Annotated in this window: 15 protein-coding genes, 1 tRNA gene and 3 pseudogenes; 7 read left to right on the top strand and 12 right to left on the bottom strand. The window is 63.4% G+C overall.

The features are described 5' to 3' along the window. Positions 1-60 precede the first annotated feature (60 nt). Positions 61-1454 (top strand): annotated as a pseudogene (locus C491_RS09220) (protein adenylyltransferase SelO). Positions 1455-1874: 420 nt separating this feature from the next. Here C491_RS09220 and C491_RS09215 read toward each other — a convergent pair. From C491_RS09215 to C491_RS09205, 3 genes are all read right to left on the bottom strand, one after another. Beyond that, positions 1875-4748 carry an ATP-binding cassette domain-containing protein gene (locus C491_RS09215; RefSeq protein WP_005555500.1) on the bottom strand — a complete coding sequence of 958 codons (2874 nt, stop codon included), beginning with the start codon at positions 4746-4748 and terminating at the stop codon, positions 1875-1877. Positions 4749-4763: 15 nt separating this feature from the next. Further along, positions 4764-5864 carry an extracellular solute-binding protein gene (locus tag C491_RS09210; protein ID WP_005555498.1) on the bottom strand — a complete coding sequence of 367 codons (1101 nt, stop codon included), beginning with the start codon at positions 5862-5864 and terminating at the stop codon, positions 4764-4766. A 205-nt stretch (positions 5865-6069) separates the two neighbouring features. Continuing rightward, on the bottom strand, positions 6070-6690 hold the full coding sequence (locus C491_RS09205; protein ID WP_005555496.1) for an RAD55 family ATPase: 621 nt from the start codon (positions 6688-6690) through the stop codon (positions 6070-6072). Positions 6691-6798: 108 nt separating this feature from the next. Between C491_RS09205 and pyrB the strand changes: the two genes are divergently transcribed. The 4 genes from pyrB to C491_RS09185 all read left to right on the top strand — a co-directional run bounded on the left by pyrB (position 6799) and on the right by C491_RS09185 (position 9897). Further along, complete coding sequence (pyrB, locus tag C491_RS09200; RefSeq protein WP_005555495.1) at positions 6799-7734, top strand: aspartate carbamoyltransferase; 936 nt, start codon at positions 6799-6801, stop codon at positions 7732-7734. After that, the gene (pyrI, locus tag C491_RS09195) at positions 7727-8206 is read left to right on the top strand and encodes an aspartate carbamoyltransferase regulatory subunit (protein WP_005555493.1); all 480 of its coding nucleotides are present in this window, start codon (positions 7727-7729) and stop codon (positions 8204-8206) included. The genes pyrB and pyrI overlap by 8 nt, the downstream gene beginning before the upstream one ends. Before the next feature lie 307 nt (positions 8207-8513). Then, a complete protein-coding gene (locus tag C491_RS09190; protein ID WP_005555492.1) occupies positions 8514-9350 on the top strand; it encodes a hypothetical protein in 837 nt (278 codons plus the stop codon). Positions 9351-9414: 64 nt separating this feature from the next. Then, positions 9415-9897: a universal stress protein gene (locus C491_RS09185; RefSeq protein WP_086009737.1), complete on the top strand. Its 483-nt coding sequence runs from the start codon at positions 9415-9417 to the stop codon at positions 9895-9897. A gap of 128 nt (positions 9898-10025) precedes the next feature. On the opposite strand, the gene C491_RS09180 is transcribed toward C491_RS09185, so the two are convergent. Both C491_RS09180 and C491_RS23205 read right to left on the bottom strand, forming a co-directional pair. Then, positions 10026-10853, bottom strand: a complete 828-nt coding sequence (locus C491_RS09180; RefSeq protein ID WP_005555490.1) for a hypothetical protein — start codon at positions 10851-10853, stop codon at positions 10026-10028. Between the two features lie 175 nt (positions 10854-11028). Continuing rightward, complete coding sequence (locus C491_RS23205) at positions 11029-11166, bottom strand: hypothetical protein (RefSeq protein ID WP_008528727.1); 138 nt, start codon at positions 11164-11166, stop codon at positions 11029-11031. Between the two features lie 53 nt (positions 11167-11219). On the opposite strand from C491_RS23205, the pseudogene C491_RS09175 reads away from it, so the two are divergent. Further along, positions 11220-12497, top strand: a pseudogene (locus C491_RS09175) (RNA-guided endonuclease InsQ/TnpB family protein). 50 nt (positions 12498-12547) lie between these two features. On the opposite strand, the gene C491_RS09170 reads toward C491_RS09175, so the two are convergent. The 6 genes from C491_RS09170 to C491_RS09145 form a co-directional block, all read right to left on the bottom strand. Next, a complete protein-coding gene (locus C491_RS09170; RefSeq protein ID WP_005555488.1) occupies positions 12548-13315 on the bottom strand; it encodes an enoyl-CoA hydratase/isomerase family protein in 768 nt (255 codons plus the stop codon). 133 nt (positions 13316-13448) lie between these two features. After that, a complete protein-coding gene (locus C491_RS09165) occupies positions 13449-14117 on the bottom strand; it encodes a helix-turn-helix domain-containing protein (protein WP_005555487.1) in 669 nt (222 codons plus the stop codon). Between the two features lie 228 nt (positions 14118-14345). Beyond that, positions 14346-14870 carry a molybdopterin-guanine dinucleotide biosynthesis protein B gene (mobB, locus tag C491_RS09160; RefSeq protein WP_005555486.1) on the bottom strand — a complete coding sequence of 175 codons (525 nt, stop codon included), beginning with the start codon at positions 14868-14870 and terminating at the stop codon, positions 14346-14348. Positions 14871-14990: 120 nt separating this feature from the next. Further along, positions 14991-16223 carry a sensor histidine kinase gene (locus C491_RS24370; RefSeq protein WP_083909298.1) on the bottom strand — a complete coding sequence of 411 codons (1233 nt, stop codon included), beginning with the start codon at positions 16221-16223 and terminating at the stop codon, positions 14991-14993. A 74-nt stretch (positions 16224-16297) separates the two neighbouring features. Continuing rightward, entirely contained in the window at positions 16298-16960 is a 663-nt protein-coding gene (locus C491_RS09150; protein ID WP_005555483.1) for a helix-turn-helix domain-containing protein, read from the bottom strand. Positions 16961-17304: 344 nt separating this feature from the next. Next, positions 17305-17378 (bottom strand) — tRNA-Lys (locus C491_RS09145). Between the two features lie 147 nt (positions 17379-17525). Here C491_RS09145 and C491_RS09140 point away from each other — a divergent pair. Next, positions 17526-18978, top strand: a pseudogene (locus tag C491_RS09140) (NAD-binding protein). On the opposite strand, the gene C491_RS09135 reads toward C491_RS09140, so the two are convergent. Continuing rightward, a complete protein-coding gene (locus C491_RS09135; RefSeq protein ID WP_005555479.1) occupies positions 18979-19275 on the bottom strand; it encodes a PRC-barrel domain-containing protein in 297 nt (98 codons plus the stop codon). It abuts the pseudogene before it with no gap. Positions 19276-19307: the final 32 nt, after the last annotated feature.

The following is a 19307-nucleotide window of genomic DNA, read 5'->3' as shown; positions in this document are numbered from 1 at the left end:
TCTTAGCATTTTCAAAGATAAGGTTAATAAAGCAAGCAAGATAACACCGTACGAAACTAAATGCCCTTTTCATTTGATACCACTTACAAAAATGTAGACTCAAACCTTTATTCGAGGGTAACGCCCGAAAGTATCTCTAACCCTGAAATTCTGTTTCTTAATGACGGGCTGTGTGCTGATCTTGGACTGGATACGGCGGAGCTCGATGCTGAGATTCTAGCCGGTCAGGATCTCCTGGAAAAACCAATCGCCCAGGCATATGCAGGCCACCAGTATGGAAGTTTTACCGTCCTGGGCGATGGGAGAGCGATGATACTCGGCGAACATGTTCACGATGGTAATAGATACGATATTCAACTGAAAGGGTCTGTCGAACGCCGTACTCCAGAAGAGGCGATGGCAACGCAACTGTCAGCTCGATGCTCAGAGAGTATCTGTACTCGTATGCGATGCAGAATCTAAATATCAAAACGTCGAGAACTCTGGCGGTCGTCGAAACTGACGAAGCAGTCGAACGACGGCGGACAGAACCTGGGGCCATCCTTGTCCGAGTGATGAACAGCCACATTCGATACGGGACCTTCCAGTATGTTGCAGGCCACGCATCCGACGAACTACAGCGATTCACTGACTATGTTATCGACAGGCATTACCCGCAGCTAAATGCAAAGGATCGCACATACCTAGAGTTCTTCGATGGAGTCATGCAGTCGTCGATCGAGATGGTTGTTGACTGGCTGCGTGTCGGATTCATCCATGGCGTCATGAATACGGACAACATGAGTATCGATGGAGAAACGTTTGATTACGGACCCTGTGCCTTCATCAATTACTATGATGAGGAGACGGTCTTCAGTTCAATCGATAAGCACGGGCGATATGCATTCGGAAACCAGCGACCCATCTTGCGGTGGAATCTTGAACGGTTCGCAGAGGCACTCCAACCGCTGTGTACGCAATCGGCGCTCACGTACGATGAACTCGAAGCCAAACTAAACGAATTCGAGGATCGATTTGATGCGCAATACTACACGATGATGCGGAAGAAACTGGGGATCAACGCAGATGGCGAGGAAGAACTCGTCGATGAATTCCTGGGGTGGCTTCGCAAATCGAACGCAGATTATACCAATACGTTCCTCGAATTAGAGACGCCTGGTACGTTTGATGACCCAGTGTTTGCAACTGCAGAATTCGAACAGCTTCGGGAGAAATTGGCTGCTGTCGGCCTAGATGAGGAGTTGATGCAGGAATCCAATCCGCGGTATATCCCCCGCAACTACCTGGTTGAAGAGGCACTGGATGAGTATCTCGAAACTGAGGATCTATCCAAGTTCAAGGAGTTATTGACCGTATTGGAAAACCCCTATACATCGAAGGATATGGGTTCACAATTCCAGCAACCACCGCCACGAGAATTCGATGCAGAGTATACAACGTACTGTAATACTTGATCGGCTATCACCAAAATGAACATAGTTATTAATATTAGCTGTCACAAGCGGTTTCCATCTCCTCGATGCCATCGCAAACTGTCAGTAAGGCTGGCCGATCCGTAGCTCCGCGAGGGGTATGAGGTTCCGCTCGGGTTGGAGTATTCTCTATTGCTCAGGATAGGAGGCAATCATCGGGCGAGCGGTAGTCGCTGTCGGCGAACTGGGCATTGCCGATTGAGAGAGCAGCTTTTGCAAATACATGACACGCGCTCTGTATTCAGCACGACTTCCTCAAAACCTCTATTAGTTGATGGAAGAGACGGCATTTACGTAACGATTCGCCCAGTTCAGATTCACAGACCAAACTGAATAAGGAGACCATATTACCAACTACTGAAACGATCGCCAGTTCTCCGATCGGGTCGTCCGATACTGTGGCTACGCCCTGGGAAACGCCGGCAGCGCGTGAGTCGCCGTCACCGAGACGTCGACCGACGTCCCCACGTCGTACCAGTCGTCGTGGGACTGGCGACTCGAGACGCGCTCGCCGCCCTCGACCTCAATCCGGTAGCGAACCGTCTCTCCGTTGAACTGGCGGCCGACGACCCGTCCGTCGCCGGTCGACGACGGCGTTATCGCGACGTCGTCGGGACGGACGAGAACCTCGAGGGCTTGTTCGTTCTCGGGCAGGGAGACGCGGTCGGCGTCGAACGCGCCGAGAGGCGTCTCGACGACCCCGTTCTCGAGCCGCCCGTGAAGGTAGTCGCCCCGACCGAGGAAGTCAGCGACCATCCGCGAGGCCGGCTCCATGTACAGCGCCCGGGGCGACGCGAGCTGTTCGATCCGCCCGGCGTTCATCACGGCCGTCCGGTCGCCGACCGAGAGGGCCTCCTCCTGGTTGTGCGTGACCCAGACCGCGGTGACGTCGACCTCCTCTAAGATCCGCTGAACGCTATTTCGCATTCGGGCCCGGAGCCCGGCGTCGAGGTTCGAGAGCGGCTCGTCGAGCAACAGCACCTCGGGGCGGGGCGCGAGCGACCGGGCCAGCGCGACCCGCTGTTTCTGCCCGCCCGAGAGCTCGTTGGGGTAGCTGTCGCGGTACGCCGAGAGGCCGACCAGCTCGAGCAGCTCCGCGACCGTGTCGGCCCGCTCCTCGTTGCCAGCGTCCTCGAGTCCGAAAGCGACGTTCTCCGCGATCGTCTTGTGTGGAAAGAGCGCGAACTCCTGGAAGACGATGCCGACGTCGCGCTCCTCGGCGGGGCGGTAGGTCTCCCCGTCCGCGACCGTCTCCCCGTCGATTCGGATCGTCCCGCCGCCGGGGCGCTCGAGCCCGTCGATCAGCCGCAGCGTCGTCGTCTTCCCGCAGCCCGACGGCCCGAGGAGGGTGAGGATCTCGCCGCGACGCACCGACAGCGAGATCCCGTCGACCGCGGGGCGGCCGTCGTAGCGCTTGCGAACGTCCTCGAGCTCGAGGACGACCTCCCGCTCCCCAGAGCCCTCGTTATCCGCACTGCCCGCCCTCGAGCCCGTTCTCGCGGCGTCGACGGTCGTCCCGCCGTCCATCACGGCCCGGTCACCCGTCCCGTCCGGACCGGGGAACGGCTCCTCTCCGACGTCCGCGGCGTCGCCGCGATTGCGACGCCACTTGCGGAGGGCCGCCAGCGTGTCTGGGTACTCCCGGGAAACCACTCCGAGGATCGAGAGCCCGGAGATGAAGACGAGCACCAGCGCCGGCACGGCGGCGTAGCCGTAGTAGGCGTTTCGTTCCGCGGCCCAGATGAACGTCGCGAGCGTGTCGAACCCGATCGGGCGAAGCAACAGCGTTGCGGGCAGCTCCTTCATCCCGTGCAGGAAGACCAGCGCCGCGCCGGCGACCACCCCCGGAAACACGAGCGGGAGCGTGATCCGGCGGAACGCCTGGAACGGCGTGTTCCCGAGCGATCGGGCGGCCTCGACGAACTGCGGGTTGACGTAGAGGATCGCCGCCCGGGTCGAGCCGACGGCCAGCGGCAGGTAGAGCACGACGTAGGCGAAGACCACGAGCGGCACCGTCTGGTAAACCGAGGGGAGATAGCGGGTGGCGAAGTAGACGAGGCTGAGCCCGATGACGACGCCGGGGACGGCGAAGCCGACGTACGTCGCCCGCTCGAGGGTTCCCGAGAGCGGAGCGGGGTGTCGCGCGGCGAGGTACGCCACCGGGAGCGCGAGGCAGGCGGCGACGGCCGCGGCCAGCGCGGAGACGTAGACGGAGTTGATCGCGTACCCCGGCTCGAACCCGAAGCTGCCGGCGTAGGCGTCGGGCCCGGTAACCAGCCAGGAGAACAGAAACCCGACCGGAACGAGGATCGCGAGTGCGACGATCGCGGCGGGGACGATCAACGCGGGCCAGCGCCAGCGGCCGAGCCGGATCGTGTACGGCCCCGAGTTCCCGCGAGCGCTGCCGTGGATCCGCTCGTGGCTGCGAACCTGGGACTCGACGAGGAGGATCACGAGCGTAATGGCCACGAGATGTAGGGAGAGCATCGCCGCGTAGTCGTGGGCAAGCGCGTTGTACTCGAGGTAGATCTGTCGGGTGAACACGCTGAGCCGGAGGATCGCCGGAACGCCGAAGTCGCCGGCGGTCTCGAGGGCGGTGAGCAACGCACCGGCCGCGATAGCCGGTTTCACCATCGGGAGAACGATTCGGACGAACACGCCACGGATCCCGGTCTCGAGGCTGCGGGCGGCGTCGACGTAGGTCTTGTCCAGCGCCCGGAGCCCCGCAATCGTCGTGAGGTAGACGAACGGGTAGTTGTACAGCGTGAGGACGAACACGGTCCCCGGCATCCCGTATATTTCAGGGAGGGATTCGACGCCGAGGGGTGCGAGAACCGACTGCAGCCGGCCCTGGGGCCCCCAGACGGAGACGAACGAGAACGCGGAGACGAAGCTGGGGACCACGAGTGGCAGGGAGAGCGCGACGATCCAGAACCGCTTGAACGGCAGGTCGGTGAGGACGGTGAGGAAGGCAAGCGGCACCGCGATCAGCACCGACAGCGTCGTCACCGCGACGATCAGGACGACCGTGTTGAGCAACACGTCGAGCATCCCTCGTCGGAGGACGATGGAGGCGGCTCGATCGAGGTCGACGCTCAGGGCGACGACGCCGATCCAGACTACCGGGATCACGACCGTCGCGGCGACCGCGCCGGCCAGAAGCGTGAGTCCGACCGGCGTCCGCTCGTCGTCGTCCTCGTCGGGGCCGTCCTCGCGTCGCCGGTGCTCTTCGTCCGGGTAGTCGTCGACGGTCTCGAAGGGGGAAAGCGAGGACATGGGAGGCGACGGTGCTCAGAACGGCACGCCCACGTCCCGCAGGATCTCCTGGGCCGGTTCGGGGTCGGCCAGCTCGTTGAGGTCGAACTCCGGGGGTTCGAACTCGTCGGTTCCCGGCACCTCCTCGATCGGCTCGACGCCGTCGATCGTCGGATACTCCCAGGTCGTCGTCGCGAAGTACTCCTGGGCCTCCGCCGAGACGAGGTGTTCGACGAACGCCTCGGCCGTCGACTGGTCGTCGCTGTCGGCCATGACGGCCCCGCCGGTGACGTTGTACATCGCCCCGGCGTCGCCGCTCGTGAACGTGATGTCGTAGGTCTCACCCGGGCTATCCGCGAGCGTGTAGTGGTTGGTGAGCCCGACGCTGACCTCGCCGTCGGTGACCGCCTGCGCCAGCCCGCTGTCGCCACCGGGGGAGATCTCGGCGTCCTGTTCGTTCATCAGGGCCTCGATCCACTCCCGGGTCTCGTCCTCGCCGTGAATACCGATCATCGCCGTGAGGAACGCCTGCGTCGACCCCTGATCGGGAGCCCACATGACGTCGCCGGCGAACCGGTCGTCCTCGGCGTAGGCGAAGATATCGTCCGGGAGGTCGTCGGCGTCGTACGCCTCCGTGTTATGGGCGATCGCCCGGTACCGCCTCGTGAACCCGATCCAGTGGCCGTCGGGATCCTTGGAGCCGTCGTCGACACGATCGAGGACGTCGTCGGAGAGTTCGACCGTGTACCCGTCGTTCTTGAGGTCGGTCATCGACTGGCTCTCGCTCCCGTAGAAGACGTCCGCCGGCGTCTCGGCCTCGGCCTCGATCGCGCCGACGAGGTCGGCGGTATCGTCGTAGCGCACCTCGAGCGAGAACTCGTCGTACTCCGACTCGATATACTCCATCAGTTCGCCGATTCGGGGCTCGCTCCGACCGGAGTACACCGTCAGCTCGCCGCTCAGGTCGGGTAGGTCCTCCATCGATACCCCACCGGGGTCCGAACGTCCCTCCACGTACTCCGGATCCCCGAGGACGTCCTCGTCGTCGGCTCCGCCGAGACAGCCGGCTGTCAGTCCGATTGCAGTTCCCCCGATCGCCGCGAGCGTGGCGCGTCGGGTCACCACCCTTCGGTCCATGTTACCGTGCCTGTACGAGAGGGGTGATAAATCCACGTTTCCGGGTACGTTCGTTCGTTGAACAACCGTACACGCGTGACCGTTTTCCGAACCGACTGGTTCCAGTCTCCACCGATCGAGTTATTTTCCGGAGAGGGCCGCGAGCCGCGGCCGGGATCGGTGACGGTCCTGTCGAGAGTGAGCAAGCGGGTGCGTCGGCGGTCGGTCAGGCGATGTCCCGGCTGGTGTCGATCGCGACTCCGTCGGTCAGCTCGAGCGTGATCGCCTCGACGGGCTGGCCGTCGTAGCGAAACTTCGGTATCGCGAGGGTGGTCTCGAGGCGGCCCCCCGCGCGATCGGTACGAAGCTCGAAGACCGCGTCGGCGGCGTGGAGGGTTCTGGTCCGGTTTCGGGGTTTCGCGCCGCGCAGGCAGTGGAGGACGGCGACCCCGTCGGTCTCGAGCAGGGTTTCCTTGAGTTCGTTCAGGAAGACGACGTAGTCGTCCGGATTCGATCGCTCGAGGCGATCGGCCGTGTCGACGATCAGGAGCCGCTCCTCGTCCAGGTCGGCGACGGTTCGGGTCGCGTCCTCGAGTCGTTCGGCCGAGAGCCGCTCGACCTGCGTCTCGGAGACCGTTGCGGGGGCGGCCTCGAGCGACGACCGGACGGCCCGGATCGACCGTTCGGTGGAGAGGTACCGTGTCTCGCACGCAGCCGTCAGTTCGTACAGCAGGCGTTCGGACTGGCTGGCCGGCTCGGCGGTGTAGGCGACGAGCGCTCCCCTCGGAAGGCCGCCCTCGAGTCTGCGATCCAGCGCGTCGATTCCGGTCCGAAGCCGATCGACCATACGATCGGCGACGTTGTCACAGCCACGGCATAACTCTTTATCCGCTGACGAACCCACCTTCGGCGAACAGGGAGATTCAAGGGGGTTGCAGGCCCCGTATCCAACGAGATGCGCCACGACCACGTGATCACGAGCAAACACCTCTCGCGGGCGGACGTCGAGACCGTTCTCGACCGAGCGGCCGAGATCGCCGCCGATCCGTCGGCCGTCGCAGATCGCCACGCCGGGGCGTTGCTCGGCCTGCTCTTTTTCGAGCCGAGCACGCGAACGAAGCTGAGCTTCGAGACGGCGATGAAACGTCTGGGCGGGGACGTCGTCGACATGGGTTCGGTCGAGTCCTCGAGCGTCACGAAGGGCGAAACCCTCGCTGACACCGTTCGAGTGATCGAAGGCTACACAGACGCGCTCGTCCTGCGCCACCCCAAGGAGGGCGCCGCGACGATGGCCAGCGAGTTCGTCGACGTCCCGTTGCTGAACGCCGGCGACGGGGCCGGACAGCATCCGACACAGACCCTACTCGATCTGTACACGATCCGGGAGAACGCCGGCCTCGACGACCTCACGATCGGAATCATGGGCGATCTAAAGTATGGCCGAACCGTCCACTCGCTTGCCTACGCGCTGTCAAACTTCGACACCCGCCAGCACTTCATCAGTCCGGAGAGCCTGCAGCTTCCCCGGGAGGTCGTCTACGACCTCCACCAGCAACAGGGCGGTCGGACGGGAATCCGCGAACACCAGCGCCTCGAGGCGGTGCTCGGCGACCTGGACGTCCTCTACGTGACCCGGATCCAGCGCGAGCGGTTCCCCGACGAATCGGAGTACCGAAAGGTTGCAGGCGAGTATCAGATCGACAGGGAGACGCTCGAGGCCGCGAGCGACGACCTGACGGTGATGCACCCGCTGCCGCGGGTCGACGAGATCGCGCCCGAGGTCGACGACACGGAGTACGCGGCCTACTTCGAGCAGGCCCACAACGGGGTCCCGGTCCGGATGGCGCTGCTCGATCTCCTGCTGAGCGAGGGAGGTGTGAGCGATGAGTAACAGTGGTGACGACCGCAGCGAGCACGAACTGCGAGTCAGCAAGATTCACAATGGAACCGTCATCGACCACATCAACGGGGGACAGGCGCTGAACGTCCTCGCGATCCTCGGGATCGACGGCAGCCAGGGCGAGGAGATCTCGGTCGGGATGAACGTCCCCTCCGATCGGCTCGCGCGCAAGGACATCGTCAAGGTCGAGGGGCGGGAGCTGAGCCAGGACGAGGTCGACGTGCTCTCGCTGATCGCGCCCGACGCGACGATCAACATCGTCCGGGAGTACGACGTCGTCGAGAAACATCGGGTCGAGCGCCCCGAGGTCGTCGTGGGCGTCCTCTCCTGTCCGAACGACGGCTGTATCTCGACCGGCGACGAGCCCGTCGACTCGCGGTTCGAGGTCGTCGACGACGGCGTCCGGTGTTCGTACTGCGGAACGATCGTCCGCGAGGGGATCGCGTCCCTGATCGAACACTGAGACGGTCCGCTGTAACCGGTTACCGGCGCACCCGACGGACCGCTCCCGGGCGCGTCGGTACCGACTGATAGCAGGCCGGCCGAGACGGTTGATGGATCACGAGCCGAACGCCCGAAATCGATAAGTGAGCACCGTTCGACCCTTGGGGTGAACATGTCCCGCGTACGCACCATCCTGATTGCCACGTTCGTCGCCGCGCTCGTCTGGAAGGTCGCCCTCGGCGGCTCCTCGGACGTCGAGTACGAGTACGAACCGGAGCGGTAGTCGATCCGAACGGCTTACGGCCCCGTAGCCGTACACCGTTCGTATGCACGGCGTCGTCACCCGAAACAAGGAGGAGGTACGGTGGCCGGAGTTCGACCGCGGCTTCTACGAGGTCAAAGACGTCACCGGGAGGTCCGCCGAACCGATCGAAGACGCGGTGAACATGGTCTCCTGTTTCGGCGACAACGCCGCGGCCGACGCGGATCCCTCGCTCGTCCCCGTCGACGACCTCGGTCGGCCGGCCACACGCGACCGGAAGTACTTCGACTGGGCGTACGTCTGTCCCTCCCGCGAGGACTACCGCGAGGGGCTGCTCGAGATCATCGACGACTGCGCCGCGGCCAACGAGGACGTACGGTTAGACGACATCGGCTTCCCACGGGAGGAGTACTGTCGCTGTGGCGTCTGCGAACAGAACTTTCAGGAGAGCGAGTACGACGATCGCCTCGAGTGGCGCGCCAGCGTCATTACCGAGTTCGTCGCGGAGGCGGTCGAGCACGTCCCCGGTCGGGTCTACATGACGCTGTATCCGGATCCCTACCCAGGCCACCTCTACGAGCGGGCCGGGATCGACCTCGAGGCCCTCGAGGAGTACGTCGACGAGTTCGTCGTCCCCCTGTACGACACCGCCTACGGGACGACCTACTGGCTCGAGACGATCGCGAAGGGGTTCGAGAGCGCGCTCGAGACGCCGTTTAGCATCGAGCTGTACGCCGTCGACGTCGACGTCGACAACCTGATCCACGCGACGGAGGTCGCCGAGGCCTACGGAGAGAACGTCTTCTTCGGCTATCAGGCGTCGAACGCCCGGGCCGCGTTGCGCCGCCGCAGCGCGGACGAACGCGACGGCGTCACCCACGGGGATCCCGACGGCACCTGATCGGACTCCGGGGAATCGACACCCGGCGACGGAAGCCGACGTCCGATTTCGAGACCGTACAGTGATGACAACTAACACACGACTTTTGGTCCTGGGAATCGAACCCGAGTCTGTGTACGAGCGCGTGTTGTTCCCGACCGACGTCGGCGAACCCCCGGAGCGGGCGCTCGAGGCCGCACTCGACATCGCCGAACGGTACGACGCGGAACTCCACGTCCTCACCGTCGTCGGCACGACGAGGGTCTCCGCGGACGTCGAGACGGGACCCGCGCTCGAGCAGGCCGAGCGAACCGGGTCGGCAACCGTCGATACCCTCGTCGAGCGACTCCGCGAGCGGGGCCACGAACGGACCGTCGGCGCGGTCGTCCACGGCCGCCCCCACGACGGCATTCTTTCCTACGCGAAGAACCACGACATCGATCTGATCGTGATGGGGACGCACGGTCGAACGGGGCTGGACCGATACCTGGTCGGGAGTGTTACGGAGAAAGTCGTTCGGCTCTCTGACGTCCCGGTGTTGACGGTTCGACACCGCCTCGAGGCGTGAGACGGCTATCCGTCCCCGGAACGCGGTTCTCGAGTTCGAAACGTCCCCTCTACTACTGATCGATACTCCGAACGGCGAGAGATCGGGAAAGTCGAGTCTTCGCTCGAGCGAAGAGTCGGCCAGCGGCGCTATCGCGTGTCGCGGGCGCCATCATCGTCGTCGCCGATGAGGTCGTCGTCGTCATCATCGCCGATGAGGTCGTCGTCGTCATCATCGCCGATGAGGTCGTCATCGTCGTCGTCACCAATCAGATCGTCATCATCGTCGTCACCGATGAGGTCGTCGTCGTCATCATCGCCGATTAGGCCGTCATCGTCGTCGTCGCCGATGAGATCATCATCATCGTCGTCGCCAATCAGATCGTCATCGTCGTCGTCGCCGATGAGATCATCATCATCGTCGTCGCCAATCAGATCGTCATCGTCGTCGTCACCGATGAGGTCGTCATCGTCATCATCGCCGATGAGGTCGTCGTCATCATCGCCAACGAGGTCGTCGTCATCATCGCCAACGAGGTCGTCATCGTCGTCGTCACCGATGAGGTCGTCGTCGTCATCGCCAATCAGATCGTCATCGTCATCGACGAACTCGTCGTCGTCGTCGCCGATGAGGTCGTCGTCGCCTCGATCCGCCGTGTCGGTAGCGCCAGTCGTCGATTCGGCACCCGCCGTCGTCCCGGCACTGGCCGCGCCGGTGTCGGCTCCGGAGCTGGATTCGAGGTCGCGCTCGAGGTGAATCTCGTCGTCGGTTACCTCGGCGACCGCGGGCTCCTGGAGGGGGTAGGCGTTCTCGTCGGTGTCGCCCCAGCCAAGTTTCGCCTTGATCGTGTCCGTGATTCCGGGGTCCGGTTCGACGTGTGCGGTGCCGTGTTCGACGTCGGCGACGAGACCGACCTCCTCGCCGTCGGCGTTGATTACGGTCTTTCCGATGTCGTCGTCGGTAAACTCTGGGGACATTGCGATTTGAAACACGACGAAGAACCGTACAATGGTGTTGCTTGCGGTGGCTTGCGACTCGAGTGTTCTCGCGGGCGAAATCGGGCGTCGGTCAACTACCTGACTCAAGGAGAGAGTCCCGCCCTTTAGGTCGGGCGTGAATCCGACACTCCACTTCACAATCCACGCTCGACGATTACTCCGGGGTATCCTCTCGGACTTTCTTTTCGCCCTCAAGGAGCAATCCCTTCCACGTTAATCCACGGTGCGTCTTCAGTTCTTTCAACCGCTCGTACTGTTCATCGTCATCGAACTCGATGCGAACTTCGACCATACAGTAACACATAAACCACATTTTTATGTGTGTTCCGATACAAACAGTAGCCGATGAAGCGAGCCAACACGTTCGAGGTGATTCCGCAGTCCGACGAGGACGAGGAGTTTCTTCGACGCCTGTTGGACGCTTCTGCCGCTCTCTGGAACGAACTCAACTACGAGCGCCGCGAGAACTATGAAGACCCAGACGCCGACGTGTGGGAAATCAGCGAGTATCGCGGTCGCTATGGCGGGGTTCTCGGCGCGTCCACGGTTCAGCAAATCGAACGCAAGAACCGCGAAGCGTGGAAATCGTTCTTCAGCCTCAAGAAGACGGGTGAAGCCAACGGTAAGCCCGGATTCTGGGGTAACGCAGATGAGGGGCGAGAACTCCGCACGTATATCCGAAACACATCGTACTCTGTCGAATGGGGTGAATACTCCCGCCTCGAAATTCTCGTCGGTCAAGACCTGAAAGACGAATACGGGTTGGGACACCGCGAACGTCTCCGCCTTGAAGTTTGAGGCGACCCCAATTGGAAGGAGTACGAGAAGCAGGGCCGGTTGGAGTTGTTCTACGACGAGCAAGCACAGGCATTCAGGGCCTTTCAGCCAGTCACCGTCGATGATTCTCGACTGGCACAACCACTGGCTTCGGAAGAAGCCGCTCTGGACATCGGTGCAAACACCCTCGTCGCCTGCACAACCACAACCGGCCAGCAATACCTGTACGAAGGACGAGACCTGTTCAAACGATTCCGCGAAACCACGCGAGAAATTGCCCGCCTCCAATCACTCTTGGAAGACGGTCGATACAGCAGTCACCGAATCCGACGCCTGTACGACCGGCGCACCAAGCGACGTGACCACGCTCAAGACGCACTCGCGCGTGACCTCATCGAACGTCTGTACGACGAGGGTGTTTCGACAGTGTACGTCGGGGCGCTGACGGACGTGCTTGAGACGCACTGGTCGGTAGAGACGAACGCCAAGACGCACAATTTCTGGGCGTTTAGAGCGTTCGTGAATCGACTGGCGTGTACCGCTGAGGAATACGGTATCTCGGTAGAAGTACGGTCTGAGGCGTGGACGAGTCAGGAGTGTCCGAACTGCGGTTCGACAGAGGACACGACACGTCACAGAGACACTCTGACGTGTCCGTGTGGCTTCGAGGGGCACGCCGACCTCGTGGCGTCAGAGACGTTCTTGAGACGGCAGACAGCGGTAACACGGTCGATGGCACGGCCTGTATGCCTCAAGTGGGACAACCACGAATGGTTGGAGTCATCACGCTCCCCCCGTCCCAACGAGGAGCATACGAACCCGCAAGTTGCCTCCGTGGGCCGGTAGTCGATACCCCCCAGCGCGAGGAAACCCCGCCGTTCACGGCGGGGAGGATGTCATTCGTTGAACTCCGGTTCACGCCCCTCGAGGAAGGCCGCGACCCCCTCCTCGTGGGAGTCCGACCCCCGGGCCTGAACCTGGAGGGTGTTCTCGTAGTCGGCGGCCTCCCGCCAGTGGCGGGCCATGTTCTCGTGGAGGGCCTGCTTGGTCATCCCGATCACGTCGGTCGGTCGGCGCCCGAGTCGGTCCACCGTCTCCCGAACCCGCTCGTCGAGCTCGTCCGCGGGAACGGCCTCGTTGACCAGCTCGAGGTCGGCCGCTCTGTCGGCGTCGAAGAACTCCCCGGTGAACGCGAGCTTCTTGGCGGCTCGCAGGCCGACGATGTGGGGAAGTATGAACGTCCCGCCGGTGTCGGGGATGAGCCCGACCCTGACGAACGCACAGGAGAAGGTAGCGTCCTCGCTGGCGTAGGCGATATCCGAGAGGGCGACGACGGCCAGCCCGGCCCCGATGGCGTCGCCGTTTACCTTCGCGACGATCGGCACCGGCGACTCGAGCATCGCCTCGACGACCCGACCGAACGTCTCGGTGACCTCCTCGTAGGACTCACGAGGTGGGCTGGGCGGTTCGGCCATCGCCTCGATATCCCCGCCGGCGCTGAAGGCGTCGCCCTCGCCGGTGATAACGATCGCGTGGTAATCGTCGGGATCGGCCCGCTCGATCGTTTCGGCCAGTTCCGTGGCGACCGCCTGACTCATCGCGTTGAGGACGCCGGGTCGATCGAACCTGATCTCGAGGACGCCGTCGTCGGTATCGACGTGCATACGCCAACACGTCGCGGACGGCTAATAACAGTACGCGGTGTGGTCGGTTCGGTACGCGGCGTGGTCAGTTGCGCGGCCGTTAGACAAAACGCGAGGAGTAGAACTCGAGAGCGGGCCGGGGACGGTGCTGTCGTCAGTCGGACGGGACCGGCGGGGCGGTCGCCTCCTCCTCGGCGACGTTGAGTTCGGAGGTGACCAGTGCCCGGTAGGCCCGGCGCAGGCGCTCGGAGAGCGCCTGGTGGGAGATGCCGAGCTCCTCGGAGAGCTCCTGCATCGAGACCTCGCGGGGGATCTCGAAGTAGCCGTGGTCGATCGCCGCGACCAGTGTCTCGTACTGGCGCTGGGTGAGACCACACTGGGAGTGGCTCTCGTCGGCGACGTCGAACAGGCGGACGATCGTCGGCGTCACGTCGTTGTCGACGAGGCGATCGTACAGCGAGCTCACGTCCTCGCGTTCGAGGACGCGGACGCTCAGAAGCCAGGAGCCGCCCGAGGCCGACGCGCTGAGGACGGTGCCGTCCTCCTCGAGGACGAGCTCGAGGGGGTCGACCGTCTCGGGGTCGAACTCGATGTCGTACAGCCAGCGGTCGTCGTCGCTGCTGATCAGCGAGTAGTTCTCGATCGCGCCGGCGCCGGTCATCGCGGCTTCGATCTCCTCCTTCGAGGGACCGGACAGCCACAGTCCGTGGCCGCTCGAAGCGATGACCTGCTCCATCTCGCAGGTGAGCGATGGGACGGCGTCGAACAGCTCGGCCAGTCCGGTTCCGTCGCCCGGAATCTCGAGGTCCGCAATGGATGTCATTGTTCTCACTCACGAATACAGGAGGAAACACAATAACCGCACTTCCAAATTTATCAGCATCTACTGTAGTGAAAATCAACTATAAGGAAGAGTCTGATTTATCTATAGGTTGCAGGACAGAACGAACGAAGCCGATCGACGACGGCTGCGAGCATGGCGGTCCATGAAAGCCAACAGCGGCGTTGGGACGTGCCACAGTACCATTTTCGGGATCGACGACCAGGCGAATCAGGACTCGTCCGCGTCCGAGGACTCCACACGCGTCGCGAGGGGGTCGAGTCCCAGTATCGTCTCGACGAGATCGGCGAGATCCTCGCTTCCCCTGCCGACGACCTCACCGCCGACCGCTTCGGGATCCCGATCGCCGACGAGGATCGTCGGCAGCGGCGCCGCCGAGAACCCCTCAACGACGACGATGTCGTAGCCGCGGCGCTCGAGTCGGCCGAGGGTACTCGAGAGCGCCCGGAGTTCGGGGTCGTCCGTCCGAAAGTACTCCCCGTCGGGTTCGTCGGGCGGATCGCGTTTCCCTCGAGCGGTGATGTCGAAGGTGAGCTCGGGCGTCACGCCGACGACCGCCTCGGCGCCCGCGGTTCGATGGCGGTGGGTGTCGGCACCCGGCGTGTCGATCTCGACGTCGTGGTGGATCGACTTGACGGTCGCGACTCGACCTCCCTCGGCCAGTCGTGGAACGAGCTTCTCGACGAGCGTCGTCTTCCCCGAGTCGCTCGGTCCCGCGAGAGAGACGACTCTCATAGCCGTCTCCTCGGTGGGAGTCGTTCGTGGGTGACAGCGTTCACGCGCGGACGTGGTCACCGTTCGACAATAGCCGTTCGGGTTCGATCCTCCTCGATCGCGGTTCGGTCGAGGAGACGATCACGGGCGACACCCGGGTGCCGGCAGCGTCAGTACGAACGCCGATCCTTCGCCGGGCTCGGAGTCGACCCGAATCTCGCCGCCGTGGCGCTCGGCGATCCGTTCGCAGATCGCGAGCCCGATCCCCGTCCCCCGCCGTTCGTGGTAGCCGTGAAGACGCTCGAAGACGTCGAAGATCCGCTCCTGGTTCGTCGGTTCGATCCCGATCCCCTCGTCGCGAACGGCGACGAGCCACTCGGAGCCGTCGCGTTCGGCCTCAATGCGAACGATCGGTCGGTCGTCGCCGCTGTACTCGAGGGCGTTCGAGACGAGGTTCTGAAAGAGCTGGCGCAGCTGCGTCTCGTCGCCCTCGACGCGGGGCAACGATCCGATTGTCACGTCCGCGTCGGTCTCCTCGATTCGAACCTCCAGGTCCTTGCACACGTCCTCGAGCACCGCCTCGAGGGCGACCGGTTCGAACGCGGTTCCTTGCGTCTCGATCCTCGAGTACGCGAGCAGGCCGTCGATCATCTCGCGCATCCGATCGGCGCCGTCGACCGCGTACGCGAGGAACTCCTCGCCGTCGGCGTCGAGTTCGCCCTCGTAGCGCCCCTCGATCAGCTGCAGGTACCCCGAGACCATCCGCAGGGGCTCCTGGAGGTCGTGACTGGCGGCGTAGGCAAACTGCTCCAAGCGCTCGTTCGACGCCTCGAGCGCCCGCTCGCGAGCGTTCTTGTCGTCACCCATGGACGGGTTCGACTCGGAATCGCCGGACTGTCCCTCGGGCCGTCGCTCGAGCGAGAGCGTCTCACCGCGTCCGCAGTCGTGACACTCGAGTTCGAGGCCGGCGTCCACGCGACCGCGGGTCACGTTGCGGCGGCCGCAGCTCGGACAGCACAGCCACGCCCCGAGCCGGCGCCCGTCGCAGGACTGCCCGTGGTCTCGATCCGTGTCGTATCCGGTATCGTCGTTGCACTCTCGAGCGTCCGTCGCCCGGACCACCCGACGTTCGCGGTTCCACTCCACGAGCCCGGAATCCGCCAGCTTCGGGAGGTAAACGTGAACGAGGGCGACTCGCATCCGCTCGCATATCCTGTCCTCGAGTTCGCACGATGGAGTCCTCGTGGCGAGACGCGTTGCGAGATCGGTCACGGACAGCGGTTCGTCCCTCGAGCGAAGGAGTCGGAGTATCCGTCGGCGAGGGTGGGAGACGGGCGGTTCGACGCCGACATCGGCGGGGTGGGTACCACTCATTCCGTACGAACGCGTCCGGCACAAACCGAAATAGTACGAGGGGTAGTCCGAACAACGGAACTATAACCGGGGGGCTATCTCGGGGCCCGATCGACCGAATCGAGCAACACCGTCGTGAGAACCTGCCTGGTCCCACCCCGGATCCGTTTGGACATCGCCTGCTGGGTGATGCCGAGTTCGGCACCGAGCTCCGACAGGGAGGCCTCGCTCGGTGTGTCGAAGTACCCCCGGTTGAGTGCGAGCACGAGCGCGGTGCGCTGTTCGGGCGTCAGCCCCAGCTGTCGCCCCGAGTTGACGTGTTCGGACAGCGAGTACACGCGCTCGAGGTGAACCGAAATCTCGTGATCCGTACAGAAGTTGTAAAAGCCCGCGAGCGCGTCGTGGTTCGGGAACCGAAGGCGAAAGAACCAGCTATCGGTGCTGTAGGCCTCGAGGATCACCCCGTCGGCCTCGCCGATCCCGTACAGCAGGTCGTGGACGTCGCCGTCCCAGGTCGCCCGGTAGAGCGCGTAGTCGTCGACCGAATCCAGCCGCGTCAGATCGTGGACCGCCGGATGCGTTCTGATCGCCCGCTCGACCTCCTCCGGGTCGTCACACCGAACCCAGAAGTACGGCATCATCGACCCCGTCGCCGGGACGATGCGCTCGAGTTCGATGGTGGTGTCTGGCGCCTCGGTGAAGACGTCACCGAAGACGAACTCCGAGGACGGGACGGTAAACTCCGCGATGATACTCATTCGTCCGTTACTCCGCCGGAACCGATATCGCTCTTGCGGAGCGCTCGAGGGATGGGGCTCGAGGGATGGGGCTCGAGGGGAGGGGGTCGGACGCGATTGTGAACTACGCCGAGACGTTCCAGTTCGCTCGCTGCGTTCGCTCACGGGCTGCGACTCGTCTACTTCAAACCGCGCTGGCCGCTTTGCTCCTCATGACATTGTTCGCCGTAAAAGCGGGCCGGGCGCGATTATGAACTACGCCGAGACGTTCCAGTTCGCTCGCTGCGCTCGCTCACGGGCTGCGACTCGTCTACTTCAAATCGCTCTAGCCGCTTTGCTCCTCGCGTAATTGCTCGGAGCAAAAGCGGGCCGGGCGCGATTTGAACACGCGACCGTCTGATTAAGAGTCAGACGCTCTGCCGGACTGAGCTACCGGCCCTGTACCTCCGAGTTTCGGACCTGGATAAATATACGTTTCCCTTGGGAGGCGCCGTGTCAGGCGTCTCCAAACGGCTTCTTCTCGAGCGTGCGCCGACGTTCCAATCTTCGGGACCGTTAAGTACGGTCGGTTCGACCACACTCTCACATGAGCACGGGGGTTACTATTTCGTCGATCTCGGACTATGCGATTCTCGGCTGCGGGAGCGTCGGCTACGCCGTCGCCGAAGAACTCGTCGAGCAGGGGAAGGACGTCGTGATCATCGATCGCGACGAGAGCCGCGTCGAATCCCTGCGCGACCAGGATCTGGACGCCCGCACCGCCGACATCCGCGAACCCGAGGCCGCCGACCTCGTCGCCGAGCGAGACGTCGTCCTGATTCTCGCCTCCGACGTCGAGGCGAACAAGGAGGCCGTCGAGCATATCCGCACGAAAAACGATGAGAGTCAGTTCCTCGTCGCACGCGCGAGCGACCCCGTTTCGGGCGACGAGCTCTCCGAGCTCGGTGCCGACATCGTCATCAATCCCTCGTCGGTGATCGCCGAGTCCGCCCTGCGGGCGCTCGAGTCGGGCGAGCTCGAGTACAACGCGGGGAAACTCGCCCGGCTGGTCGAGGAGACCGACTCGCGGATGGCGATCCTCACGCAGGACAGCCCGGATCCGGATTCGATCGCCAGCGCCGCCGCCCTGCAGGCGATCGCCGACCACCTCGAGGTCGAGGCCGACATCGTCTATCTCGGCGACGTCGGCCACCAGGAGAACAGGGCGTTCGTCAACCTGCTGGGGATCGATCTGGTCCAGTGGGACGAGATCGACGACACCGGGGTGTACGACACGGTCGCGCTGGTCGATCACGCGACCTCCTCCGAGATGAACCTCGATATCGACATCGTCATCGACCACCACGAGGCCGAGGAGACCTACGACCCCGAGTTCGTCGACATCCGCCCGAACATGTCCTCGACGTCGACGATCATGACGAAGTACATCCAGGAGTTCGATATGAACGTCTCCGAGGAGGTCGCTACTGCCTTGCTGTACGGGATCCGCGCGGAGACCCTGGATTTCAAACGCGACACGACCCCCGCCGACCTCACCGCCGCCGCCTACCTCTACCCCTTCGCGAACCACGACACGTTAGAGCAGGTGGAGTCGCCGTCGATGTCTCCCGAGACGCTCGATGTCCTCGCGGAGGCGATCACCAACCGGGACGTCCAGGGCAGTCACCTCGTCTCGAACGCCGGCTTCGTTCGCGACCGCGAGGCGCTGACCCAGGCCGCGGGCCACCTGCTCGACCTCGAGGGCGTGACGACGACCGCCGTCTTCGGCATCGCCGACGAGACGATCTTCCTCGCGGGTCGCTCGAAGGACATCCGTATCAACATCGGAAAGGTCCTCGACGACGCCTACGGCGAAANGATGTGTATAAGAGACAGCCTCGACGCAGGCCAGCGCGGAGATTCCGCTGGGTATCTTTACCGGGATCGAAATTTCGGAGGGGACTCGAGACACCCTGCTCGAGCTCACCGAAGAAGCGGTCAAGCGGACGCTGTTCGACGCGATGGGCGTCGACGGAAGCGAAGGATCGAACGGAAACTGATCAGGCGACGATCTCGTCCTCTTCCTCGTCATCGGGGTCGCGGACGCGCTCGACGACGTCGTTGATCAGGATGACGTCGCCGACCGACCGGACCCAGCGGTAGGGGACGATGACGCCTTTTCTGGCGCGAGACTCCTCCGGGAACAGCTCCTCGTTCAGCTGGCCGAGCGCGAGTCCTTCGATCGTCTCCTCGCTGATGTTGAGCTGGAGATCCTCGACCTCGCCGACGAAAACGCCGTTGTTCGAGTACACCTCGCGGCCGACGAGCGAGGTGACCTCCTGGTGCGTGTCGTCCATGGTAGGTGGGATGCAGGGGTGACTCTTAACTC

This window comes from Natronococcus amylolyticus DSM 10524 (genome assembly GCF_000337675.1).
Taxonomy (GTDB): domain Archaea; phylum Halobacteriota; class Halobacteria; order Halobacteriales; family Natrialbaceae; genus Natronococcus; species Natronococcus amylolyticus.
The sequence above is the reverse complement of the archived record's forward strand: the minus strand, read 5'-3'. Positions and strand labels throughout refer to the sequence as shown.

What these genes read in the sequence shown, in the direction of transcription:
- C491_RS09215 (WP_005555500.1), bottom strand. Translation starts at nt 4,748, where the DNA reads ATGTCCTCGCTTTCCCCCTTCGAGACCGTCGACGACTACCCGGACGAA.
- C491_RS09210 (WP_005555498.1), bottom strand. Translation starts at nt 5,864, where the DNA reads ATGGACCGAAGGGTGGTGACCCGACGCGCCACGCTCGCGGCGATCGGG.
- C491_RS09205 (WP_005555496.1), bottom strand. Translation starts at nt 6,690, where the DNA reads ATGGTCGATCGGCTTCGGACCGGAATCGACGCGCTGGATCGCAGACTC.
- pyrB (WP_005555495.1), top strand. Translation starts at nt 6,799, where the DNA reads ATGCGCCACGACCACGTGATCACGAGCAAACACCTCTCGCGGGCGGAC.
- pyrI (WP_005555493.1), top strand. Translation starts at nt 7,727, where the DNA reads ATGAGTAACAGTGGTGACGACCGCAGCGAGCACGAACTGCGAGTCAGC.
- C491_RS09190 (WP_005555492.1), top strand. Translation starts at nt 8,514, where the DNA reads ATGCACGGCGTCGTCACCCGAAACAAGGAGGAGGTACGGTGGCCGGAG.
- C491_RS09185 (WP_086009737.1), top strand. Translation starts at nt 9,415, where the DNA reads ATGACAACTAACACACGACTTTTGGTCCTGGGAATCGAACCCGAGTCT.
- C491_RS09180 (WP_005555490.1), bottom strand. Translation starts at nt 10,853, where the DNA reads ATGTCCCCAGAGTTTACCGACGACGACATCGGAAAGACCGTAATCAAC.
- C491_RS23205 (WP_008528727.1), bottom strand. Translation starts at nt 11,166, where the DNA reads ATGGTCGAAGTTCGCATCGAGTTCGATGACGATGAACAGTACGAGCGG.
- C491_RS09170 (WP_005555488.1), bottom strand. Translation starts at nt 13,315, where the DNA reads ATGCACGTCGATACCGACGACGGCGTCCTCGAGATCAGGTTCGATCGA.
- C491_RS09165 (WP_005555487.1), bottom strand. Translation starts at nt 14,117, where the DNA reads ATGACATCCATTGCGGACCTCGAGATTCCGGGCGACGGAACCGGACTG.
- mobB (WP_005555486.1), bottom strand. Translation starts at nt 14,870, where the DNA reads ATGAGAGTCGTCTCTCTCGCGGGACCGAGCGACTCGGGGAAGACGACG.
- C491_RS24370 (WP_083909298.1), bottom strand. Translation starts at nt 16,223, where the DNA reads ATGAGTGGTACCCACCCCGCCGATGTCGGCGTCGAACCGCCCGTCTCC.
- C491_RS09150 (WP_005555483.1), bottom strand. Translation starts at nt 16,960, where the DNA reads ATGAGTATCATCGCGGAGTTTACCGTCCCGTCCTCGGAGTTCGTCTTC.
- C491_RS09135 (WP_005555479.1), bottom strand. Translation starts at nt 19,275, where the DNA reads ATGGACGACACGCACCAGGAGGTCACCTCGCTCGTCGGCCGCGAGGTG.